This window comes from Corynebacterium variabile (assembly GCF_006539825.1).
In the GTDB taxonomy this organism is placed as follows: domain Bacteria; phylum Actinomycetota; class Actinomycetes; order Mycobacteriales; family Mycobacteriaceae; genus Corynebacterium; species Corynebacterium variabile.
On the sequence record NZ_BJNT01000006.1, the window covers coordinates 89,164 to 106,360 of the forward strand.

Here is a 17,197-nt window from a genome sequence, read left to right on the forward strand (position 1 = left end):
CACCGACCAACGCTCGGTTGCAGCATGTCTGCGGCACTCACAGAATCGGCGATCCGTGGCACAGAAAGCAGGATTTGTGAGTGCCGCAGACATGAGGCCCCTCACTCCAGGTCGAGGCCGATGTCCAGCGAGGCGACAGAGTGGGTGAGCCCACCGACGGCGACGGAGTCCACACCGGACGCCGCGTAATCGCCGACCACACCGAGGGTCAGACCACCCGAGGATTCGAGCAGCACATTCGGCGCCTTCTCGGCACGCATCCCCACCGCAGCGACCGTGTCCGCGACGGAGAAGTTGTCCAGCAGCACCTGCTGCGGCGGGCGCTTCAGCGCCAGCACCTCACGCAGCTGCACCAGATTGTCGACCTCCACCTCGCACCACAGTTCCGGGTGCGCGGCACGCACGGCCAGGTAGGCGTCCACCACTCCACCACCGGCGGTGACGTGGTTGTCCTTGACCATCGCCTGGTCGGAGAGGTTGTAGCGGTGCGGCACACCGCCGCCGTGGACCACGGCCCGCTTCTCCAGCAGACGCAGGCCCGGCAGGGTCTTGCGGGAATCCCTGACCGCGACCGAATGGTCCTCCGGCGCGGTCTCCTCGACCGCGGACACCCAGGCCGCGGTCTGCGTCGCCACACCGGAGGCATGGGAGAGCATGTTGAGCACCGTGCGCTCCAGCTGCAGGATCGCGCGCACCGGACCAGTGAGTACGCCCACCGTGTCGGCCGGCGCGACGACCGCACCGTTGGCCACCGCGTCAGTCAGCGCGACCGTTCCACCGAGCACAGCGGCGAAGGTGGGCTCGGCGGCCTCGACGAGGATGGAGCGGACGGCATCGATACCGGAGACCACGCCACCGGACCGGGCGACCAGCAGGCCGCGTCCGGTCTCGCCCCTCGCAACGGTGGCCAGCGTCGTGGCGTCCCCGTCGGAGAGGTCCTCCGACAGGGCGGTCCGGGCGAGGGTGGTGAACAGAGAGGGTGCGCAGCCCAGGTCACCCAGCGGGGCGGTGTAGGGGAAGCGCTGATCAGCCGGGAACATCTCCCGACGCGAAGTCTTGGTAACAGGCACGGCGGACAAACTTACTCCCCACCGCCCGGATTTCCGACAGCGATCATCCGTTCCACCGCCTGACGTGCCTTTTCGGCGACGTCAGGGGCCACATCGACCTCGTCGGCGCCGAGGGCGAGACAGCGCAGCAGGGCCGCCGGGGTGATCATCTTCATGTACGGGCACGCCGCCCGCTCGTTGACAGGTGCGAAGTCCACGTCCGGGGCCACGCCGCGCAGCTGGTGGAGCATGCCGACCTCCGTGGCGACAAGCACCTTGCCGCGTCCTGCGTCGGACGCCACCTTCGCCGAGGTGAGCATTTCTCCGGTGGAGAGCATGTGGACGCGTTCCGGGTCGATGACGCCTTCCCCCGCCAGGTAGATCGCGGAGTTCGCGCAGCCGCACTCCGGGTGGATGAACAGGTCGGCGTCCGGATTCTCCTCTGCCCGGCGCGCCAGTTCCGGCCCGGAGATCCCGGCGTGGACGTGGCACTCGCCCGCCCAGACGTGGATGTTGTCGCGACCGGTCTCGCGGCGTACGTGGGCTCCGAGGAACTGGTCCGGGCCGAAGAGGATCTCCTTGTCCGCGGGCAGCCCCGCGACCACGTCCACGGCGTTGGAGCTGGTGCAGCAGACGTCGGTGAGGCCCTTCACCGCGGCGGTGGTGTTGATGTAGCTGACCACCAGCGCGTCGGGGTGCTCTGCCTTCCACTCGGCCAGCTCGGTCTCGGTGAGGGAGTCCGCCAGGGAACAGCCGGCCTCGGCGTCCGGGATGAGGACGGTCTTGTCCGGGGAGAGGATCTTCGCGGTCTCGGCCATGAAGTGCACGCCGCAGAACACGATGACGTCGGCGTCGGTTTCCGCGGCGATGCGGGAGAGGGCCAGTGAGTCGCCGGTGTGGTCGGCGATGTCCTGGATCTCGGGCAGTTCGTAGTTGTGGGCGAGGATGACGGCGTTGCGGGCCGTCTTCAGCCGGCGGATCTCGTCTGCCCAGTCCTCGTTGCCGTCGATCCCTTCCCAGCGTCCGACCGGTCCGTCGGGGCCGACGTGGCCGGGCGCTCGGTGGACGGCGGACAGTAGTGGGCTGTCCAACTCGTCGAGGGTCTGAAGGGTGGTCGTCACAGTCATGACGGAAGACAATACAGTGTTCAGCTGCACAAGGACCACAAGTATGGAATTATCCGGGAATGAGTGTGCCCCGTCCTTCCGTCCGCGCCGCCGTCGCAGACCGTGAGGCGCCGTTCAGCGTCCTCGATCTGGATGCGGCCCTCGCCAACACCGCCGATCTCGTCCGCCGTGCGTCCGGCACCCCGGTCCGACTGGCGACGAAGTCCGTCCGTATCCGCCCGCTGATCTCCCGTCTGCTGGAGTGCGAGGGCATCGAGGGCCTGCTGGCCTACCATCTCGGAGAGGCGCTCTGGCTGGTCGACGAACAGGTCAGCGACGACATCCTCGTCGCCTACCCCTGCGTCACCCCGTCACTGCTACGGCAGCTCACCGCCGACTCCCGCTATCTGGACGCGGTGACCGTCATGGTCGACAGCGTCGACCACCTCGACCTGTTGGACGCCGCGTCCCCGCCGGAGGACCGCGTCGGCACCGTCCGCGTCTGTCTCGACGTCGACGCCTCGCTCGCCGTCGGCCCGCTGCATCTCGGTGCGCGCCGCTCGCCGGTACATACGGTGGAGGACGCCACGCGCCTGGCCGGGCAGATCTGCGCCCGCCCCGGTGTGGAGCTCGTCGGCATCATGGCCTACGAGGGGCAGGTCGCCGGCACCACCGACACCTCCCCCGCTGTCGCGGCGATGAAGGCCGCCTCGGTGAAGGAACTGGCCGGGCGCCGCGCGAAGATCGTCGCCGCGGTCAGGACGGTCGTCGAAGCCCGTGGCGGGCAGCTGGAGTTCGTCAACGGCGGCGGCACCGGATCGGCGGAGACCACCTCGGTCGAGGACGCCGTCACCGAGATCGGTGCCGGCTCCGGGATCATCGGTTCCGGACTCTTCGACCATTACCGCACCTTCTCCCCCGCGGCCGCCGAATGGTTCGTGCTGCCGGTCGTGCGCCGCGCCGCCACGGACATCGTGACCGTCGCCGGGGGTGGACGCCTAGCCTCCGGTGTCCCCGGTGCCGACCGTGTGCCGGTCGTGGACTTCCCCACCGGGCTGTCCTTCTCCGCCACGGAGGGCGCCGGTGAGGTCCAGACCCCGTTGCGCGGGACCGCCGCCCGCGACCTCGGCCTCGGCGACCATGTGTGGTTCCGCCACGCCAAGGCCGGTGAGCAGGCCGAGTGGACCGACAAGGTCACCGTCGTCTCCCGCGACCCCGCCGACAACACCACCCACGTCATCGCCGACTGGCCCACGTACCGCGGCGAAGGAAAGGTCTTCGTATGACAACCACCTGGCACAACTGGTCCAGGGCACAGACCGCGCACCCGCAGGCGTTCGTCCAGCCCGCCACCGAGGCCGAACTGGTCGGCGTCGTCCGGGACGCCGCCGCGCGCGGCCTGCACGTGAAGACCGTCGGCGCGGGCCACTCCTTCACCCCGGCGGCGGTGACCGACGGTGTCCTCGTCAACCTCGACAACTTGACCGGCCTCGTCCACGTGGACAAGGACGCCATGGAGGTCACCTTTCTCGCCGGCACCCGGCTGCGGGACATCCCGGGACTGCTCAGGCCCCACGGACTGGCGCTGGCGAACCAGGGGGATGTGGATCCGCAGTCTCTGGCCGGTGCGCTGTCGACCTCCACCCACGGCACCGGGGTCGGGTTCACCGGCTTCGCCGGGATGGTCCGGGGTCTTCGCATCGTCACCGCCGACGGTGTGGTCCATGACGCCGGCCCCGGCGACCCGCTCTTCGAGTGCGGCCGCGTGAGCATCGGCGCCCTCGGCGTCCTGACGCAGGTGAGGATGGCGGTGGTGGACACCTTCATCCTCTCCGCCGTGGAGAAGGCCGAGCCGCTGGGGCCGGTGGTGGAGAATTTCACCGCCCTGGCCCATGAGGTCGACCACCTGGAGTACTACTGGTTCCCCGGCACCTCCGTCGCCCACGTCAAGCGCAACACCCGTCATCCGCTGTCCGACAGAGACAACGTGCCCGGGTCCGTGCCATGCTGGAAGTCGGTCATCGACGACGAACTGGTGACCAACGCCGTCTACGGTGCGATGTGCCGGGTCATGTCCGTCGCCCCGAAGACCACCGGCTTCTTCAACAGGGTCTCCGCCGGGGCGCTGGCCCAGCGGGAGTACGCCGACGTCGCCCATGACGTCTTCGTCTCGAAGCGCCGGGTGCGGTTCAACGAGATGGAGTACTCCGTTCCCCTGGCGGACGCCCCGGAGGTCCTCGCCGAGGTCCACCGCGCCATCGACGCCTGCGGCATCCCGGTCGGCTTCCCCATCGAGGTCCGTGCCACCGCGGCTGACGATGTGCCGCTGTCCACGGCGAAGGGCCGCGAGTCCTGCTATATCGCCGCACACCGCTACCACCGCGACGACTACCGCGAGTTCTTCCGCGTCCTCGAGCCGATCCTCGTCGCCGCGGGAGGACGCCCCCACTGGGGCAAGCACCACACCCTCGGGTTCGCGGAGCTCTCGGCGGTGCATGAGGATCTCACCACCGTCGCGGCCCTGCGGTCGCAGGTCGACCCCGACGGGATGTTCCGGAACCCCTACGTGGACCGGGTCTTCGGGCTGGACTGAGCGGGCCGGGTCAGCTTCGGACGCCGCGGCACGTTGAACAACGTGTCCGTGGTGAAGATGATCACCGCCACCCAGATCAGGCCGAAGCCGACCCAGCGCGCCGGTTCGATGTGCTCGTGGACGACGAAGACCGCCCACAGCATCTGCAGTACCGGCGTGATGTACTGGATCATCCCCAGGGTGGTCAGGGACAGCTCATGCGCCGCCCGGGCGAAGCACAGCAGCGGCAGCGCGGTGACCACGCCGGCGGTGATCAGCAGGAGGACATGGCCCACTCCGTGGCCGCCCTGGAACATCGTGTTCGTGCCCTGGGTCTGCAGCCACGCGAGGTAGAGCACGCCCACCGGGGCGAGCACCAGGGTCTCGGCGGTGAGTGACTGCAGCGGGGACAGCGTCACCTTCTTCTTCATCAGGCCGTAGAGCCCGAAGGAGAACGCCAGTGCCAGCGACACCACCGGTGGCGTCCCCAGGGCGACGGTGAGGATGACGACCGCCACGCCGGCCACGCCGACGGCGACCCACTGCAGCAACCGTAGCCGCTCCCGCAGCACCAGCACACCCAGCAGGACGCTGACCAGGGGGTTGATGAAGTACCCCAGGGCGGCGTCCGCGACATGGTCGTTGTTCACCGCGTAGATGTACAGGCCCCAGTTGCCGGCGATGAGTACGGCGGCCACGGCGATGCGTCCCCACTGGCGCAGCGAGAGCTGACCGATCCAGCGGAAACCACCGCCGTGGTTGCGTCCCAGCAACAGCAGGACGACGGCGACGAAGGCGAGTGTCCACACGAAACGGTGGGCGAGGATCTCCATCGGGTCGGCCGGTTCGAGGAGCGGGAAGAAGGCGGGGAAGAAGCCCCACATCAGGTAGCAGGCGACTCCCCAGATCATGGCGCAGGAGCCTCCGGCTGCTCCGGGTTCTCCGGCAGGTCGTCAGGAAGATCCTGGGGCTGCTCCTCAGCAGGCGCAGCAGGCGCCGTGTCCTCCAGCGGACGCATACCGAAGCGTCCGTAGACCGCGTCCGCCGGCAGCGGCTCGACGGCGCGCACCCCGGGGGTGGACGCCAGGGAGTGCAGCTCGGCAGGGGTCCCGTGGACGATGACGCCGGTGATCCCCAGCGCCTCATCGGTGTCCGGGATACCGGCGGAGCCGGCGACCCGGTGCCGGGCCTGGGCGAAGACGTCTTCGCGGCGGTGGCCGACCGAGGGCTCGGGCAGGGCCCACTGGACACCGCCGGCGAGCAGGGTGCTCACCCGCAGTCCCGGCTGGTCGGTGAACACGGCGGTGAGGGCGGCGACATCCGCCGGACCGTCCGGGGACACCAGGGCCCAGCGCGGGGCGTCCCCGGTCGTGGCGGCGAGGGCCTCACCGGCACGTGCCAGGTAGTCCCCGGTGGACTCGCCGGTCTCCGGGCCGAGGACGTCACCGTTGATCGCGGTGGCCTGCGACATGCGGTCGGAATTCGACAGGGCGATGACGGTGACCAGCAGGGCGATCAGGCACGCCACGGACAGCCACATCACCCAGGCGGGGCGTCGCGTGTCCTCCCACTCGAGCCTGCGACGCGTCCGCTTGTCGGCAGGGATCTGCTCGGCGGACCGGAACCTGCCCATCAGTTCGTCTCCCGTAACCGGTCGAGCGCGGTCTGCAGGTCAGCCGGGTAGGGCGACTCGATGTCCATCCACCGGCCGTCGGGGTGCGGGAACCCGAGGTGGACGGCGTGGAGCCACTGACGCACCAGACCCAGCCGCTGCGACAGTGCCGGATCGGAACCGTACATCGGGTCACCGGCGCACGGATGGTGCAGGGCCGAGAAGTGGACGCGGATCTGATGGGTGCGTCCGGTCTCGAGATGGACACGCACCAGGGTGGCCTCACGGAAGGCCTCGATGGTCTCGTAGTGGGTGACGGCGTGGCGTCCCCCGTCCTGGACGGCGAACTTCCAGCCGTGGCCGGGGTGACGCGCGATCGGCGCGTCGATGGTGCCGTCGGTGGGGTCCGGGTGGCCCTGGACGAGCGCGTGGTAGGTCTTGTCGACCGTGCGGTCGCGGAATGCCCGCTTGAGGACCGTGTAGGCACGCTCGGACGCCGCGACCGCCATGACACCGGAGGTACCGACGTCGAGGCGGTGGACGATGCCCTTGCGCTCCGGCGGTCCGGAGGTCGAGATCCGGTACCCTGCGGCTGCCAGACCGGAGGTGACGGTCGGGCCCTCCCAGCCGATCGTGGGATGCGCGGCGACTCCGACCGGCTTGTCGACGACGATGACGTCGTCGTCGGAGTAGAGGATGTCCATGCCTTCGACGACGCGGGCCGGTTCGGCGGCGAGGTCCCGGGGCGGTGCGGGGAGGGTGACGTCGAGCCATGCGCCGTCGACGAGCCGGTCGGACTTACCGGCGGTCTTCCCGTCCTGGACGATGTCGCCGGCCTCGGCGAGTTCGGCGACGACGGTACGGGACAGACCGAGCAGCTTGGACAGGCCGGCGTCGACCCGCATTCCTGCCAGGCCGCCGGGCACCGGCATCATCCTGGACTCACGGTCGCTCATTTCTGCTCCTCCTGCTCTGTCGCTGCGTCCGCTTCGTCCGCGTCGTCCGCGTCGTCCGCGTCGTCCGCGTCGTCCGCGTCGTCCGCTTTGTCCTTCTGCTGCTTCGGCTCGATGAACAGCCCGTAGATGAGGTACACGATGACGCCGACGGTGATGCCGGAGTCCGCGACATTGAAGATTGCGAAGTCCCCGAGCGAGATGAAGTCCACGACATGGCCGTGCAGTCCACCCGGGTCCCGGAAGACCCGGTCGATGAAGTTGCCGGTCGCCCCGCCGCCGATCATGCCGACCGCCGCGACGGTCCACGGGGCGCGTACCCGGAACGCGAGGAAGACGCACAGCAGTGCCGCCAGCAGCTGGATGACCGCGAAGACCGGGGTGGCGTCCTCCCCCATCGAGAACGCCGCCCCGGAGTTTCGGATGAGGTAGAGACGCGCGAACTCACCGAGGACCGGGTAGCTGGTCCGCGGTTCGAGGAATTCGACGACGGCCCACTTCGTCACCTGGTCGAGAACGACCACGCCCAGCAGAACGGCCAACGCCCAGGGAACCACTCTGGACCTGATGCGGGCCGGGCGGGAATCCGCTGTCTCAGCGGAGGGTCGGGAGGAAGGGGCCTGGGTCACGGGTGTCCATCCTAGCGGGTGTGCCAGGAGAGGTTGGTAACGTGACGGTCGTGCACAGACGACGATCCTTTCCATCCACCGTGGCAGTCCTGGTCTCCACCGTCGCCCTGGGGTCGACCCTGGGCCTGAGCGGGTGTGTCTCGTCGGACGATGAACCCGACCGCACCGCCCCCGTCGAGTCCACCGTCGACGGTGTCGCAGTGAAGCTGCTGGACGCCGGAACGTCCCCCACCGACCCTCTCGCCTGGTTCGCGGACGACGGGGAGCAGTCCGGGAAATTCTCGGTGACCTGGGGTTACGGACAAGAGGTGATCGGTGGTGACGAGCAAGGTACCGCCGATGGCGCAGCGCCGTACTCCGAATTGTCAGCCAATCTTCCTTACACCGCATCGGCCACCACTGACGGAGACCAGCTGGAATCCACCATGACTATCGGAACTCCGGAGGGGAGCAATGAAGCCCTTGATGACGACGAGAACGGCGAGCTCAATGATGATATCGCCACCGCCGAAGGCTTCCGCATGGTGCAGAAGTACAGCGACGACGGCAAGGTGAACAACCGCTCCTTCGCCTCGCCGGAGAACGCGTCGGATTCTGCCCGAGCAGCCATAGAAAACAACCTCGGGCAAATGACCAGCCTGCCGCTGGTCTTCCCCGAGGAGGCTGTCGGGGAAGGTGCGCGCTGGACTGTAACCGGCCAGATCGAAGACAGCGCCGCAGGCACTCCCATGCGACAGACGGTGACCTACACGATCGCCTCGCGCAACGGATCGCAGGTCAACCTCGACGTGGACATCGAGCGGACCCCCACGGTCAAGCAGATGGCCGGTACCGATCTCGAGGTGATGGACTCCACCACCGAGTCCACCGGTTCACTGACCCTCGACCTGCGACGCCCCCTGCCGGTGAGCGGATCGGTGAAGACGACGACCGAGATCACCTACGGTCAGCCGGAATCCCCCGTGACGGTGGTGCAGGAGTCCCGCACCACCTCGACCTGGTCCTCCGACGGGGAACAGGCGGAGAACTAGGCCGCCGGGGCTCCTTCGGCCGTAGCGCCCTCTGCGGGGGCTTCCTCGGCCGGTGCCTCGGCCGGTGCCTCAGCGGGAGCGCCCTCCGGTGCCGGGGCGTCCTCCGGGATCTCCTCGGGCAGTTCCTCGGCGACATCCGCCGAGCAGAGCGGCGGCACGTTGTCCGGGGCGACGTTCTCGATGAGCGTGCAGGCCCACTCACGCTTGAGCTTCCAGATGTCGTTCTCGCGGATGAACTCCACCCCGGATACGGGCATCGGGTCGCGGTCCGGGATGAGGAAGTTGACGGTCACGGAGGCGGTGTCCGGCAGGATGCCGGGCAGCACCGGGTCAACGACCTCCAGGGTCGCGCCGGACTCCTCCTTCGACTGCGTCATGACGTCGAAGAGCTCGAGAGCCTGGTCACCGCCCTCGACGGTGTCTGCCTTCTGGTCGGAGGGGACTGCCGGATCGACGGCGCGGTTCAGCACGTCGTTGAGTTCGACGGCGGTAGGCAGTGCGGTGGTCTGGGTGGTCGGGGCGGCACTGGTGGTCCCGTCCGTCGAGTCATCGTCATCGGAGGAGCAGGCGGACAGGGACAGACCTGCGGCGACGGCAGCCACGACGGCGACGGACTTCATGGAGTATTTCATGGTGAGTCAGCCTACCCACCCCACGCTTCCCCCGTCACACCAGTACTCTGTGTTCCCATGAGTGCGCCCTCCCCCGTCACCCTGCTCGCCACCGGCGGAACCATCGCCTGCACCGCAGGTCCCGACGGCGCTCTGCGGCCGACACGCAGCGCCGTGGACCTCTGCACGGACGCCGGGCTCACACCCGACGACGTCGCCGCGACCGACGCTCTGCACCTCGACTCCTCGGAGATGACCCTGGCCGACCTCGACGGACTGCTGGCCGCGATCCATGCCGTCGGTGGTCCGGTGGTCGTCACCCACGGCACCGATTCGATGGAGGAGACCGCCATGGCCGTCGACCGCCTCCTCGGTGGCCCCGTGGTGCTCACCGGGGCGCAGCGTCCCGCCGATGACGCGTCCCCGGACGGTCCCGCCAACCTGCGGGACGCCGTCACCGCGGCAGCCACCGTCACCGGCCCGGTCGTGGTGACGGGTGGTGCAACGGTCCCAGCCTACGGGGTGCGCAAGGTCCACACCACCGCGGACCGGGCCTTCGGTGGACCGGACTCCCCCGTCGATCGTCCGGCACCCCTCGTCTCCCCCGGCTCCGCCCCGGCTCCTCTGGCAGGGCTGCGTGTCGACATCCTCACCGCCTACCAGGGCACCGACAGCACCCTGGTGGACGCCGCCCTCACCGCCGGCGCCGACGGCCTTGTCATTGCGGCGTTCGGTTCGGGCAACGCCGGTGGGCTCGCCCCCGGGATCGGACGCGCCCTGGATGCCGGGGTGCCCGTCGTGCTGTGCACCAGGGTCGCCGCCGGCGGGGTGGACGCCGTATACGGCGGTGACGGCGGCGGGGCGACCCTGGCCGCCGCAGGTGCCCGGTCCGGTGGGGTGCTCAGCCCTGCTCAGGCCCGGATGGAACTGCTGTGTCAGTTGGCGGTACAGCGGGCGGATCCCACGCCAGTGACTCCAGCGGGTCCGCAGGACTGAGGTCCGGGTCGTCGACCGGGAAGGTGCGCGTCCTGCCCGGTCCGGTCGCACGGGTCTCGAAGCGCACGCTGACCACCCCACCACCGGTGCCCTGCACCCAGCCGTGACCGAACTCCGCATGGCGGACATCCTGGGTGGCCCGCCAGGGGCCGCGGGGGTCGGTAGCGGCCGCCCCCTCCGGTTCCGGCGGGTCGGGATGCACGGTCTCCCGGGTGCCGATCTCCGAGAGCTCCGGGAACAACGCCCCCTGGCACTCATCGGTCAAGCCCGAGAGGCTGACACCGACCAGCCGCACCGCCCCGGACTCCTCGGGATGCGGCATCACCGAGCGGGAGGCCGCGATGATCTCGTCGAGATCCTCGGTAGGCACCGCGAGAGTGAGTGAGCGGGTGTGGGCCCGGAAATCCGCGGTGCGTGTCTTCACGGTGACGGTCCGGGCAGCCCTGCCGTCCTTCTTCAACCGGCTGTGTGCGGCGGTCGCCGACGCCACGAGCACCGGGTCGGCTGCCGCGGTCGTCGCGGCGTCCACCTCGAGGGTGCGCTCGGCGGAGACCTGCTTGGCGCGCCCCCGGGCCGCGACCGGTCGGGGGTCGACGCCGCGGGTGTAGCCGAGGAGCTGGGTGCCGACGGAGCCCAGGAGACTGCGGACATCGGCGTCGTCCATGGCGGTGAACTGACCGATCGTGGTCACCCCGACCTCGGCGAGCCGTGCCTGAGCGACCGGACCGATACCGCCGATCTCCCCGACCGGGCGGGGGCCGAAGACCTCGTCACGGCGATCTGCCCCGACGACGGCCACACCGTGGGGCTTGTTGAGGTCCGAGGCCATCTTGGCGTGGAGCTTCCCGGTCGAGACCCCGATGGAGCAGACCAGACCGGTCTCCTGTTCGACGGTGTCCTGGAGGGCATGAGCCCAGGACCCGGCGTCCTGTGTGGTCGCCCCGACGAGAACCGCCGGTTCGGCGAAACCCTCGTCGACGCTGAGCCGTTCGATGAACCCTGCTTCGCGCTCGAGGATGCCGAAGATGCGTTCGGATGCCGCCGAGTAGACCACGAACCGGGGGTGCACCACCGAGGCCTTCCCCCGGCACAACCGCACGGCCTGACTCATCGGCATCGCCGAGCGTGCGCCGAACACCCGAGCCTCATAGGACGCCCCGGCGACGACTCCCCTGCCCGAGGCCCCTCCCACCAGGACCGGACGGCCACGCAACGTCGGCCGGGTGAGCTGCTCGACGGACGCGAAGAAAGCGTCCATGTCGACGTGCACCACCCAGCGTCGCTCACCTGTCCCGGAACCTGTCACGGTTCCCCATCCTAGAACGCCGGGGCGTCCAGGTGTTCGACAGTGTGCGGTTGTGGCGTTGTCACTCCGCCGGGTTCACTGCGGAGCGCTCGACCTTGAGTGCGTACTCCTCGCGACGGCGTTCCACGCTCGGCGTGACCCAGCGCCACGAAAACCAGACGACGATCACGATCGGGATGGAGACGATGATCGTCCAGAAACCGATCGAGTCGCCGGAGGCGACGAGCACGACGACCAGCAGCAGGAAGGCCAGCGTGACCCAGTTGGAGACCGGTGCCCACGGCATCCGGAAGGACGGACGCTCGAACTCGCCGGCCTCGGCCCGCTTCTGGAACTTCATCTGGGCCACGATCATCGAACCCCAGGTCAGCACCAGCGTGACCGCGGTGAGGTTCATCGCGATGTCGAAAGCCTTGCCCGGGGCGACGTAGTTGATGATCACGCCGATGATGATGACTGCGCTGGTCAGGACGATGCCGCCGAAGGGGACGCCACGGTTGTTGAGCTGACCGAGCGCGTGCGGGGCCGAACCGGCGTGGGACATGGTGCGGATGACGCGGCCGGTGGAGTACAGGCCGGCGTTGAGCGAGGACAGCACCGCGGTGATGACGACGAGGTTCATGATGTCGCCCATCTGGGAGACACCGACCTTCGAGAACACGGTGACGAAAGGGCTCTCGTCCGCCTTGAACTCGGTGTACGGCAGCAGCAGCGACATGACGAGCACGGAACCGCAGTACAGGACCAGGATGCGCCACACGACATTGTTCACCGCGCGAGGCATCTCGTCGCGGGCGTTCTCGGTCTCACCGGCGGCGGTCGCGATGACCTCGATACCGAGGTAGGCGAAGAAGACACCGGAGGTGACGACGGCCAGCGGGACGACACCCTCGGGGAAGATGCCGCCGTGGCCGGAGATGTTGTCCAGGCCGGCGGAGAAGCCGCCGATCTCGTGGCCGGTGAGGATGAAGATGATGCCGGTGACCAGGAAGATCACGATGGCGGCGACCTTGATGAAACTGAACCAGAACTCCAGCTCACCGAAAACCGCCACGCCGATGACATTGAAGGCCACGACGATGACCAGGGCGACCAGTGCCAACACCCACTGCGGCACCGAGTCGAAGGCCGGCCAGAACTTCAGGTAGAGGGCGAAGGCGGTCACGTCGGCGATGCCGGTGATGGCCCACTGCAGGAAGTAGTTCCAGCCCAGCAGGTAGGCGGCACGCTCGCCGAGGAACTCGCGGGCGTAGGAGACCACACCGCCGGAGCTCGGCCGGTGCATGACCAGCTCACCGATGGCGCGCAGCACGAGGAAGCCGAAGAAACCGCACACCGCGTAGGCGATGAACAGAGACGGGCCGGCGTCATGCAGGCGTCCACCGGCACCGAGGAACAGGCCGGTGCCGATGGCCGAACCGATGGCCATCATCTGGATGTGGCGGTGCTTGAGGCCCTTCTTGTAGCCCTCCTGGTCAGCGGTCAGAAACGACGACGTCGCCTGTGGCCCCTGTGTCTGATTCTCTGTCACCGTGGGGCGACCTTCCTTGATATATACCGAAGTAAACTAAGTTAACCTGGCCCGAGCGAACACCAACGCCGGGACCCGGACCCCGGCGTATCTGTCGGAGTTCAGGTCCCGGCGGTGTTCCCGTCGGAATGGTCTGTTGCTCTTGAAGTTGTCGGTCGGCGTCAGTTGCCGGTGACGCGCTCCACGGAGACCGTGCAGTCGTCGCCGGTGTCGTGCGTGAGCACCTCACCGGTGATGACCCTAGCCGAGGTGGCGAGAACTTCGCGCGCGATGGTGTCGATACGGGCCTCCGCCCACCCCCGTCGTCCCTCCGGGACGGACAGCACGAGACTGATCCGGTCGGAGACGTCGAAGTCCTCGGTACGGCGGGCGTCCTGGATGCCGCGGATACGGTCCGCGGCCCAGCCCTCGGCCTCCAGCTCCTCGGTGAGTGTCATGTCGAGCACGACAAGCCCCTCGGTGCCGGGGATCTCGGCGGTGCGTTCCGGGTCGACGGCGACGAGCTTGCGGGAGTACTCCCCCTCGATCAGCTCGATGCCGTCGGCGACGACCGCACCGGACCCCGAGACGGTGTAGTTGCCGGACTTCACGGCCTTGATGACCTTCTGCACGTCCCTGCCGAGGCGGGGGCCGGCGGCACGGGCGTTGACGACCACATCGAAGCGACCCACGGAGTTCACGTCATCGGTCAGGATGACCTCCTTGACGTTCACCTCGTCTCGGATGATGTCGGTGAAGTCGGCGAGACGCGCCGAGGACGGCAGCGCCACGGTGAGGTTCTGCAGCGGCAGGCGGTTGCGCAGCTTGTTCGCCTTACGCAGTGAGGAGGACGCGGAGCAGACGCTGCGGACCTCGTCCATGGCGACGACCAGGCCGGCGTCCGCCGGGAACTCGTCGGCGTCCGGCCAGTCGGTGAGGTGCACGGAGCGTCCACCGGTCAGACCGCGCCAGATGACCTCGGTGGACATCGGCAGAAGCGGCGCACTGATGCGGCAGAGGGTCTCCAGCACCGTGTACAGGGTGTTGAAGGCCTCCGGGAATTCACCGTCGCCGGCCCAGAAGCGGTCACGGGAGCGGCGCACGTACCAGTTGGTCAGCGCGTCGCAGAACTGCCGGATCTCGTCGGTGGCCGCCGCGATATTCGTGGCGTCCAGCGACGCGGTGACCTCGGCGACCGTGTCATGCAGCTTGGCGAGGATGTAGCGGTCCAGGACGTTGGTGGACGCCGTGGAGCGCTCGGCCGGGGTGTGGGCGTAGAGCCGCAGGAAGGAGTACGCGTTCCACATCGGCAGCATCGCCTGGCGGACACCCTCACGGATGCCCTGCTCGGTGACGATAAGGTTGCCGCCACGCAGGATCGGCGAGCTCATGAGGAACCAGCGCATCGCGTCGGAGCCGTCGCGGTCGAAGACGCCGTTGACGTCGGGGTAGTTGCCCTTGGACTTGGACATCTTCAGGCCGTCGTCGCCGAGCACGATGCCGTGCGAGACGACCTTCTTGAATGCCGGGCGGTCGAACAGTGCGGTGGACAGGACATGGAGCAGGTAGAACCAGCCACGGGTCTGTCCGATGTACTCGACGATGAAGTCCGCCGGCGAGTGGGTGTCGAACCAGTCCTTGTTCTCGAACGGGTAGTGCACCTGGGCGAAGGGCATGGAGCCGGAGTCGAACCAGACGTCGAGGACGTCAGGGACGCGGCGCATGGTGGACTTCCCCGTCGGGTCATCCGGGTTCGGCCGGGTCAGCTCGTCGATGTACGGGCGGTGGAGGGACTGCGGGCGGACGCCGAAGTCAGCCTCGAGCTCATCAAGGGAACCGTAGACGTCGATGCGCGGGTAGGCATCGTCGTCGGAGACCCACACCGGGATCGGGGAACCCCAGTAGCGGGACCGGGAGATGTTCCAGTCACGCGCGCCCTCGAGCCACTTGCCGAACTGTCCGTCGCGGATGTGCTCCGGGATCCACTCGATCTGGTCGTGGTTGAGCTCGACCATACGGTCACGGAAGGTCGTGACGGAGACGAACCAGCTGGGCAGTGCCATGTAAATCAGCGGCTCACCGGATCGCCAGGAGTGCGGGTAGGAGTGCTCGATGGTCTGGTCGCGGACGATCCGCGCCTTTTCCTTGAGGTCCCGGATGATCTGCCGGTTGGCGTCGAAGACGAGCTGTCCCTCGTAGTCAGGCACCAGGGAGGTGAACTTTCCGTCCATGTCGACCGGGATGACGACCTCGATCCCTGCGGCGTTGCAGGTGTTCATGTCGTCCTCACCGAAGGCCGGGGCCTGGTGGACGATACCGGTACCGTCCTCGGTGGTGACGTAGTCCGCGGCGAGGATGCGGAAGGCACCCTGCTGCGCACGGTCGGCGAAGTAGTCGAAGGGCGGGGTGTAGGTCAGGCCCACGAGCTGGTCACCCGTGAATTCGGCGACGATCTCGGCGTCCTCCCCCAGCTCCTTGGCGTACGCGCCCATGAGGTCCTTGGCGAGCAGCACCTTCCGACCGGCGACGGCCTCGGCACCGTCGGCGGCGACCTTCACCAGGGCGTAGGTGACGGTCGGGTTGACCGCGAGTGCCAGGTGCGAGGGCAGGGTCCACGGGGTGGTCGTCCAGGCCAGCGGGGCAGCGTCGGCGAGCTCGGGGTGTGCGGCGAGAGTCTCGACCGCGGCGGTGCCGGGCCAGGCACCGGTGACCGGGAAGGTCACGGTGACGGTGGGGTCCTGACGCATCTTGTAGGAGTCATCCAGGCGGGTCTCCTGGTTGGACAGCGGGGTGTGCTCGGCCCAGGAGTACGGCAGGACGCGGAAGCCCTGGTAGATCAGACCCTTGTCGTAGAGGGTCTTGAAGGCCCAGATCACGGACTCCATGTAGGAGAGGTCCATGGTCTTGTAGCCGTTGTCGAAGTCGACCCAGCGGGCCTGGCGGGTGACGTAGTCCTTCCACTCCCCCGCGTACCGCAGCACTGACTTGGCGCAGTAGTCGTTGAACGCGGCGAGGCCCATCTCCTCGATCTCGCCCTTGTCCTTGATGCCGAGCTGCTTCTCGGCCTCGAGTTCAGCCGGCAGACCGTGGGTGTCCCAGCCGAAGACGCGCGGAACCTTGTAGCCGCGCATGGTCTTGTAGCGCGGGACGATGTCCTTGACGTAGCCGGTGAGCAGGTGGCCGTAGTGCGGCAGGCCGTTGGCGAAGGGCGGGCCGTCGTAGAAGATGTACTCTTCGGCGCCCTCACGGTTCCTCAGTGATTCCCGGAACGTGTCGTCCTCTGCCCAGTAGGACAGGACGTTCTGCTCCATGAGAGGGAATGAGCTGGTGCCGTCACTCATGTCTGTGCGGGGGTAGGCACCGCCGGCGGGGGTGGTCATCGCGGACTCCTTGAAGGTTGTTCGTCTCAAGTCCGCGGGGACGCGTCCGTTGCCGGTCGCGCGGTACCACCCCGCTTGATCTCCCCCACCGCCGAATGTCGTGGGGAGTTCCGCTCATCATGCGGCGTGACGTGCCGCGGTCCCGTCCGGTTCTACTGGGGACGACAGGCTCTACGCCCGGCGTCCGGTTCTTCCGGAGTGCTCCCCGGTGATGGCCGGATCAGTGCACGTGGTGGCCCCGCACGGCGGCGCGGGACCCACTAGGGGGCAGTATAGCCCCTCTACCGTCGTTTCAGTGCAACGAGGTCGACGATGAAAAGTACGACGCCGACAGCAGCGACCCCCACGCACACCCACGCCCACACCACTGATCCCATGTACAGGGCCACCAGCAGTGCGATGAACCCGAGGAGGGACAGGATGAGGGAGAGGGCGAGCATGG

Annotated in this window: 15 protein-coding genes; 4 read left to right on the plus strand and 11 right to left on the minus strand. The window is 68.2% G+C overall.

Annotated elements, in window-relative coordinates; genetic code table 11:
* Positions 1-101: 101 nt before the first annotated feature.
* A complete protein-coding gene (gene nadC / locus CVA01_RS04755) occupies positions 102-1,070 on the minus strand; it encodes a carboxylating nicotinate-nucleotide diphosphorylase (RefSeq protein ID WP_014009725.1) in 969 nt (322 codons plus the stop codon).
* 11 nt (positions 1,071-1,081) lie between these two features.
* Complete coding sequence (gene nadA / locus CVA01_RS04760) at positions 1,082-2,176, minus strand: quinolinate synthase NadA (protein WP_141329034.1); 1,095 nt, start codon at positions 2,174-2,176, stop codon at positions 1,082-1,084.
* Between the two features lie 59 nt (positions 2,177-2,235).
* On the opposite strand from nadA, the gene CVA01_RS04765 reads away from it, so the two are divergent.
* Both CVA01_RS04765 and CVA01_RS04770 read left to right on the plus strand, forming a co-directional pair.
* Positions 2,236-3,441, plus strand: coding sequence for an alanine racemase (locus CVA01_RS04765; RefSeq protein ID WP_141329036.1), 1,206 nt, complete (start codon positions 2,236-2,238; stop codon positions 3,439-3,441).
* On the plus strand, positions 3,438-4,748 hold the full coding sequence (locus CVA01_RS04770; RefSeq protein WP_141329038.1) for a D-arabinono-1,4-lactone oxidase: 1,311 nt from the start codon (positions 3,438-3,440) through the stop codon (positions 4,746-4,748). Before CVA01_RS04765 ends, CVA01_RS04770 begins: the two co-directional genes overlap by 4 nt.
* Here CVA01_RS04770 and rarD read toward each other — a convergent pair.
* Genes rarD through lspA form a run of 4 tightly spaced genes read right to left on the minus strand, consistent with a single transcriptional unit; the run spans position 4,718 to position 7,921 of the window.
* Positions 4,718-5,638 carry an EamA family transporter RarD gene (gene rarD, locus CVA01_RS04775; protein ID WP_041629938.1) on the minus strand — a complete coding sequence of 307 codons (921 nt, stop codon included), beginning with the start codon at positions 5,636-5,638 and terminating at the stop codon, positions 4,718-4,720. The two genes, CVA01_RS04770 and rarD, sit on opposite strands and share 31 nt — an antisense overlap.
* Positions 5,635-6,360 carry a hypothetical protein gene (locus tag CVA01_RS04780; protein WP_244938155.1) on the minus strand — a complete coding sequence of 242 codons (726 nt, stop codon included), beginning with the start codon at positions 6,358-6,360 and terminating at the stop codon, positions 5,635-5,637. Before CVA01_RS04780 ends, rarD begins: the two co-directional genes overlap by 4 nt.
* Entirely contained in the window at positions 6,360-7,295 is a 936-nt protein-coding gene (locus CVA01_RS04785) for an RluA family pseudouridine synthase (protein ID WP_174775604.1), read from the minus strand. Before CVA01_RS04785 ends, CVA01_RS04780 begins: the two co-directional genes overlap by 1 nt.
* Positions 7,292-7,921 (minus strand): signal peptidase II, encoded by a 630-nt coding sequence (lspA, locus tag CVA01_RS04790; RefSeq protein ID WP_307723355.1) that lies wholly within the window; start codon positions 7,919-7,921, stop codon positions 7,292-7,294. Before lspA ends, CVA01_RS04785 begins: the two co-directional genes overlap by 4 nt.
* Positions 7,922-8,001: 80 nt before the next feature.
* Between lspA and CVA01_RS04795 the strand changes: the two genes are divergently transcribed.
* Positions 8,002-8,952, plus strand: a complete 951-nt coding sequence (locus CVA01_RS04795) for a hypothetical protein (RefSeq protein WP_141329040.1) — start codon at positions 8,002-8,004, stop codon at positions 8,950-8,952.
* On the opposite strand, the gene CVA01_RS04800 is transcribed toward CVA01_RS04795, so the two are convergent.
* Positions 8,949-9,584 (minus strand): WKL family lipoprotein, encoded by a 636-nt coding sequence (locus tag CVA01_RS04800; protein ID WP_141329042.1) that lies wholly within the window; start codon positions 9,582-9,584, stop codon positions 8,949-8,951. The genes CVA01_RS04795 and CVA01_RS04800 overlap by 4 nt on opposite strands.
* 57 nt (positions 9,585-9,641) lie before the next feature.
* On the opposite strand from CVA01_RS04800, the gene CVA01_RS04805 reads away from it, so the two are divergent.
* A complete protein-coding gene (locus tag CVA01_RS04805) occupies positions 9,642-10,559 on the plus strand; it encodes an asparaginase domain-containing protein (protein WP_141329044.1) in 918 nt (305 codons plus the stop codon).
* Here CVA01_RS04805 and CVA01_RS04810 read toward each other — a convergent pair.
* The 4 genes from CVA01_RS04810 to CVA01_RS14880 form a co-directional block, all read right to left on the minus strand.
* The gene (locus tag CVA01_RS04810; RefSeq protein ID WP_280528063.1) at positions 10,465-11,865 is read right to left on the minus strand and encodes a DNA polymerase IV; all 1,401 of its coding nucleotides are present in this window, start codon (positions 11,863-11,865) and stop codon (positions 10,465-10,467) included. The genes CVA01_RS04805 and CVA01_RS04810 overlap by 95 nt on opposite strands.
* A gap of 61 nt (positions 11,866-11,926) precedes the next feature.
* Positions 11,927-13,396: an amino acid permease gene (locus CVA01_RS04815; protein ID WP_014009714.1), complete on the minus strand. Its 1,470-nt coding sequence runs from the start codon at positions 13,394-13,396 to the stop codon at positions 11,927-11,929.
* A 161-nt stretch (positions 13,397-13,557) separates the two neighbouring features.
* Positions 13,558-16,755 (minus strand): isoleucine--tRNA ligase, encoded by a 3,198-nt coding sequence (gene ileS, locus CVA01_RS04820; protein WP_141329047.1) that lies wholly within the window; start codon positions 16,753-16,755, stop codon positions 13,558-13,560.
* A gap of 281 nt (positions 16,756-17,036) precedes the next feature.
* On the minus strand, positions 17,037-17,195 hold the full coding sequence (locus CVA01_RS14880) for a hypothetical protein (protein ID WP_014009712.1): 159 nt from the start codon (positions 17,193-17,195) through the stop codon (positions 17,037-17,039).
* Between the last annotated feature and the right edge of the window lie 2 nt (positions 17,196-17,197).

Coding starts and splice junctions, on each gene's coding strand:
- nadA (WP_141329034.1), bottom strand. CDS start 2,176: ATGACTGTGACGACCACCCTTCAGACCCTCGACGAGTTGGACAGCCCA.
- CVA01_RS04765 (WP_141329036.1), top strand. CDS start 2,236: ATGAGTGTGCCCCGTCCTTCCGTCCGCGCCGCCGTCGCAGACCGTGAG.
- CVA01_RS04770 (WP_141329038.1), top strand. CDS start 3,438: ATGACAACCACCTGGCACAACTGGTCCAGGGCACAGACCGCGCACCCG.
- rarD (WP_041629938.1), bottom strand. CDS start 5,638: ATGATCTGGGGAGTCGCCTGCTACCTGATGTGGGGCTTCTTCCCCGCC.
- CVA01_RS04780 (WP_244938155.1), bottom strand. CDS start 6,360: ATGGGCAGGTTCCGGTCCGCCGAGCAGATCCCTGCCGACAAGCGGACG.
- CVA01_RS04785 (WP_174775604.1), bottom strand. CDS start 7,295: ATGAGCGACCGTGAGTCCAGGATGATGCCGGTGCCCGGCGGCCTGGCA.
- CVA01_RS04800 (WP_141329042.1), bottom strand. CDS start 9,584: ATGAAATACTCCATGAAGTCCGTCGCCGTCGTGGCTGCCGTCGCCGCA.
- CVA01_RS04805 (WP_141329044.1), top strand. CDS start 9,642: ATGAGTGCGCCCTCCCCCGTCACCCTGCTCGCCACCGGCGGAACCATC.
- ileS (WP_141329047.1), bottom strand. CDS start 16,755: ATGACCACCCCCGCCGGCGGTGCCTACCCCCGCACAGACATGAGTGAC.
- CVA01_RS14880 (WP_014009712.1), bottom strand. CDS start 17,195: ATGCTCGCCCTCTCCCTCATCCTGTCCCTCCTCGGGTTCATCGCACTG.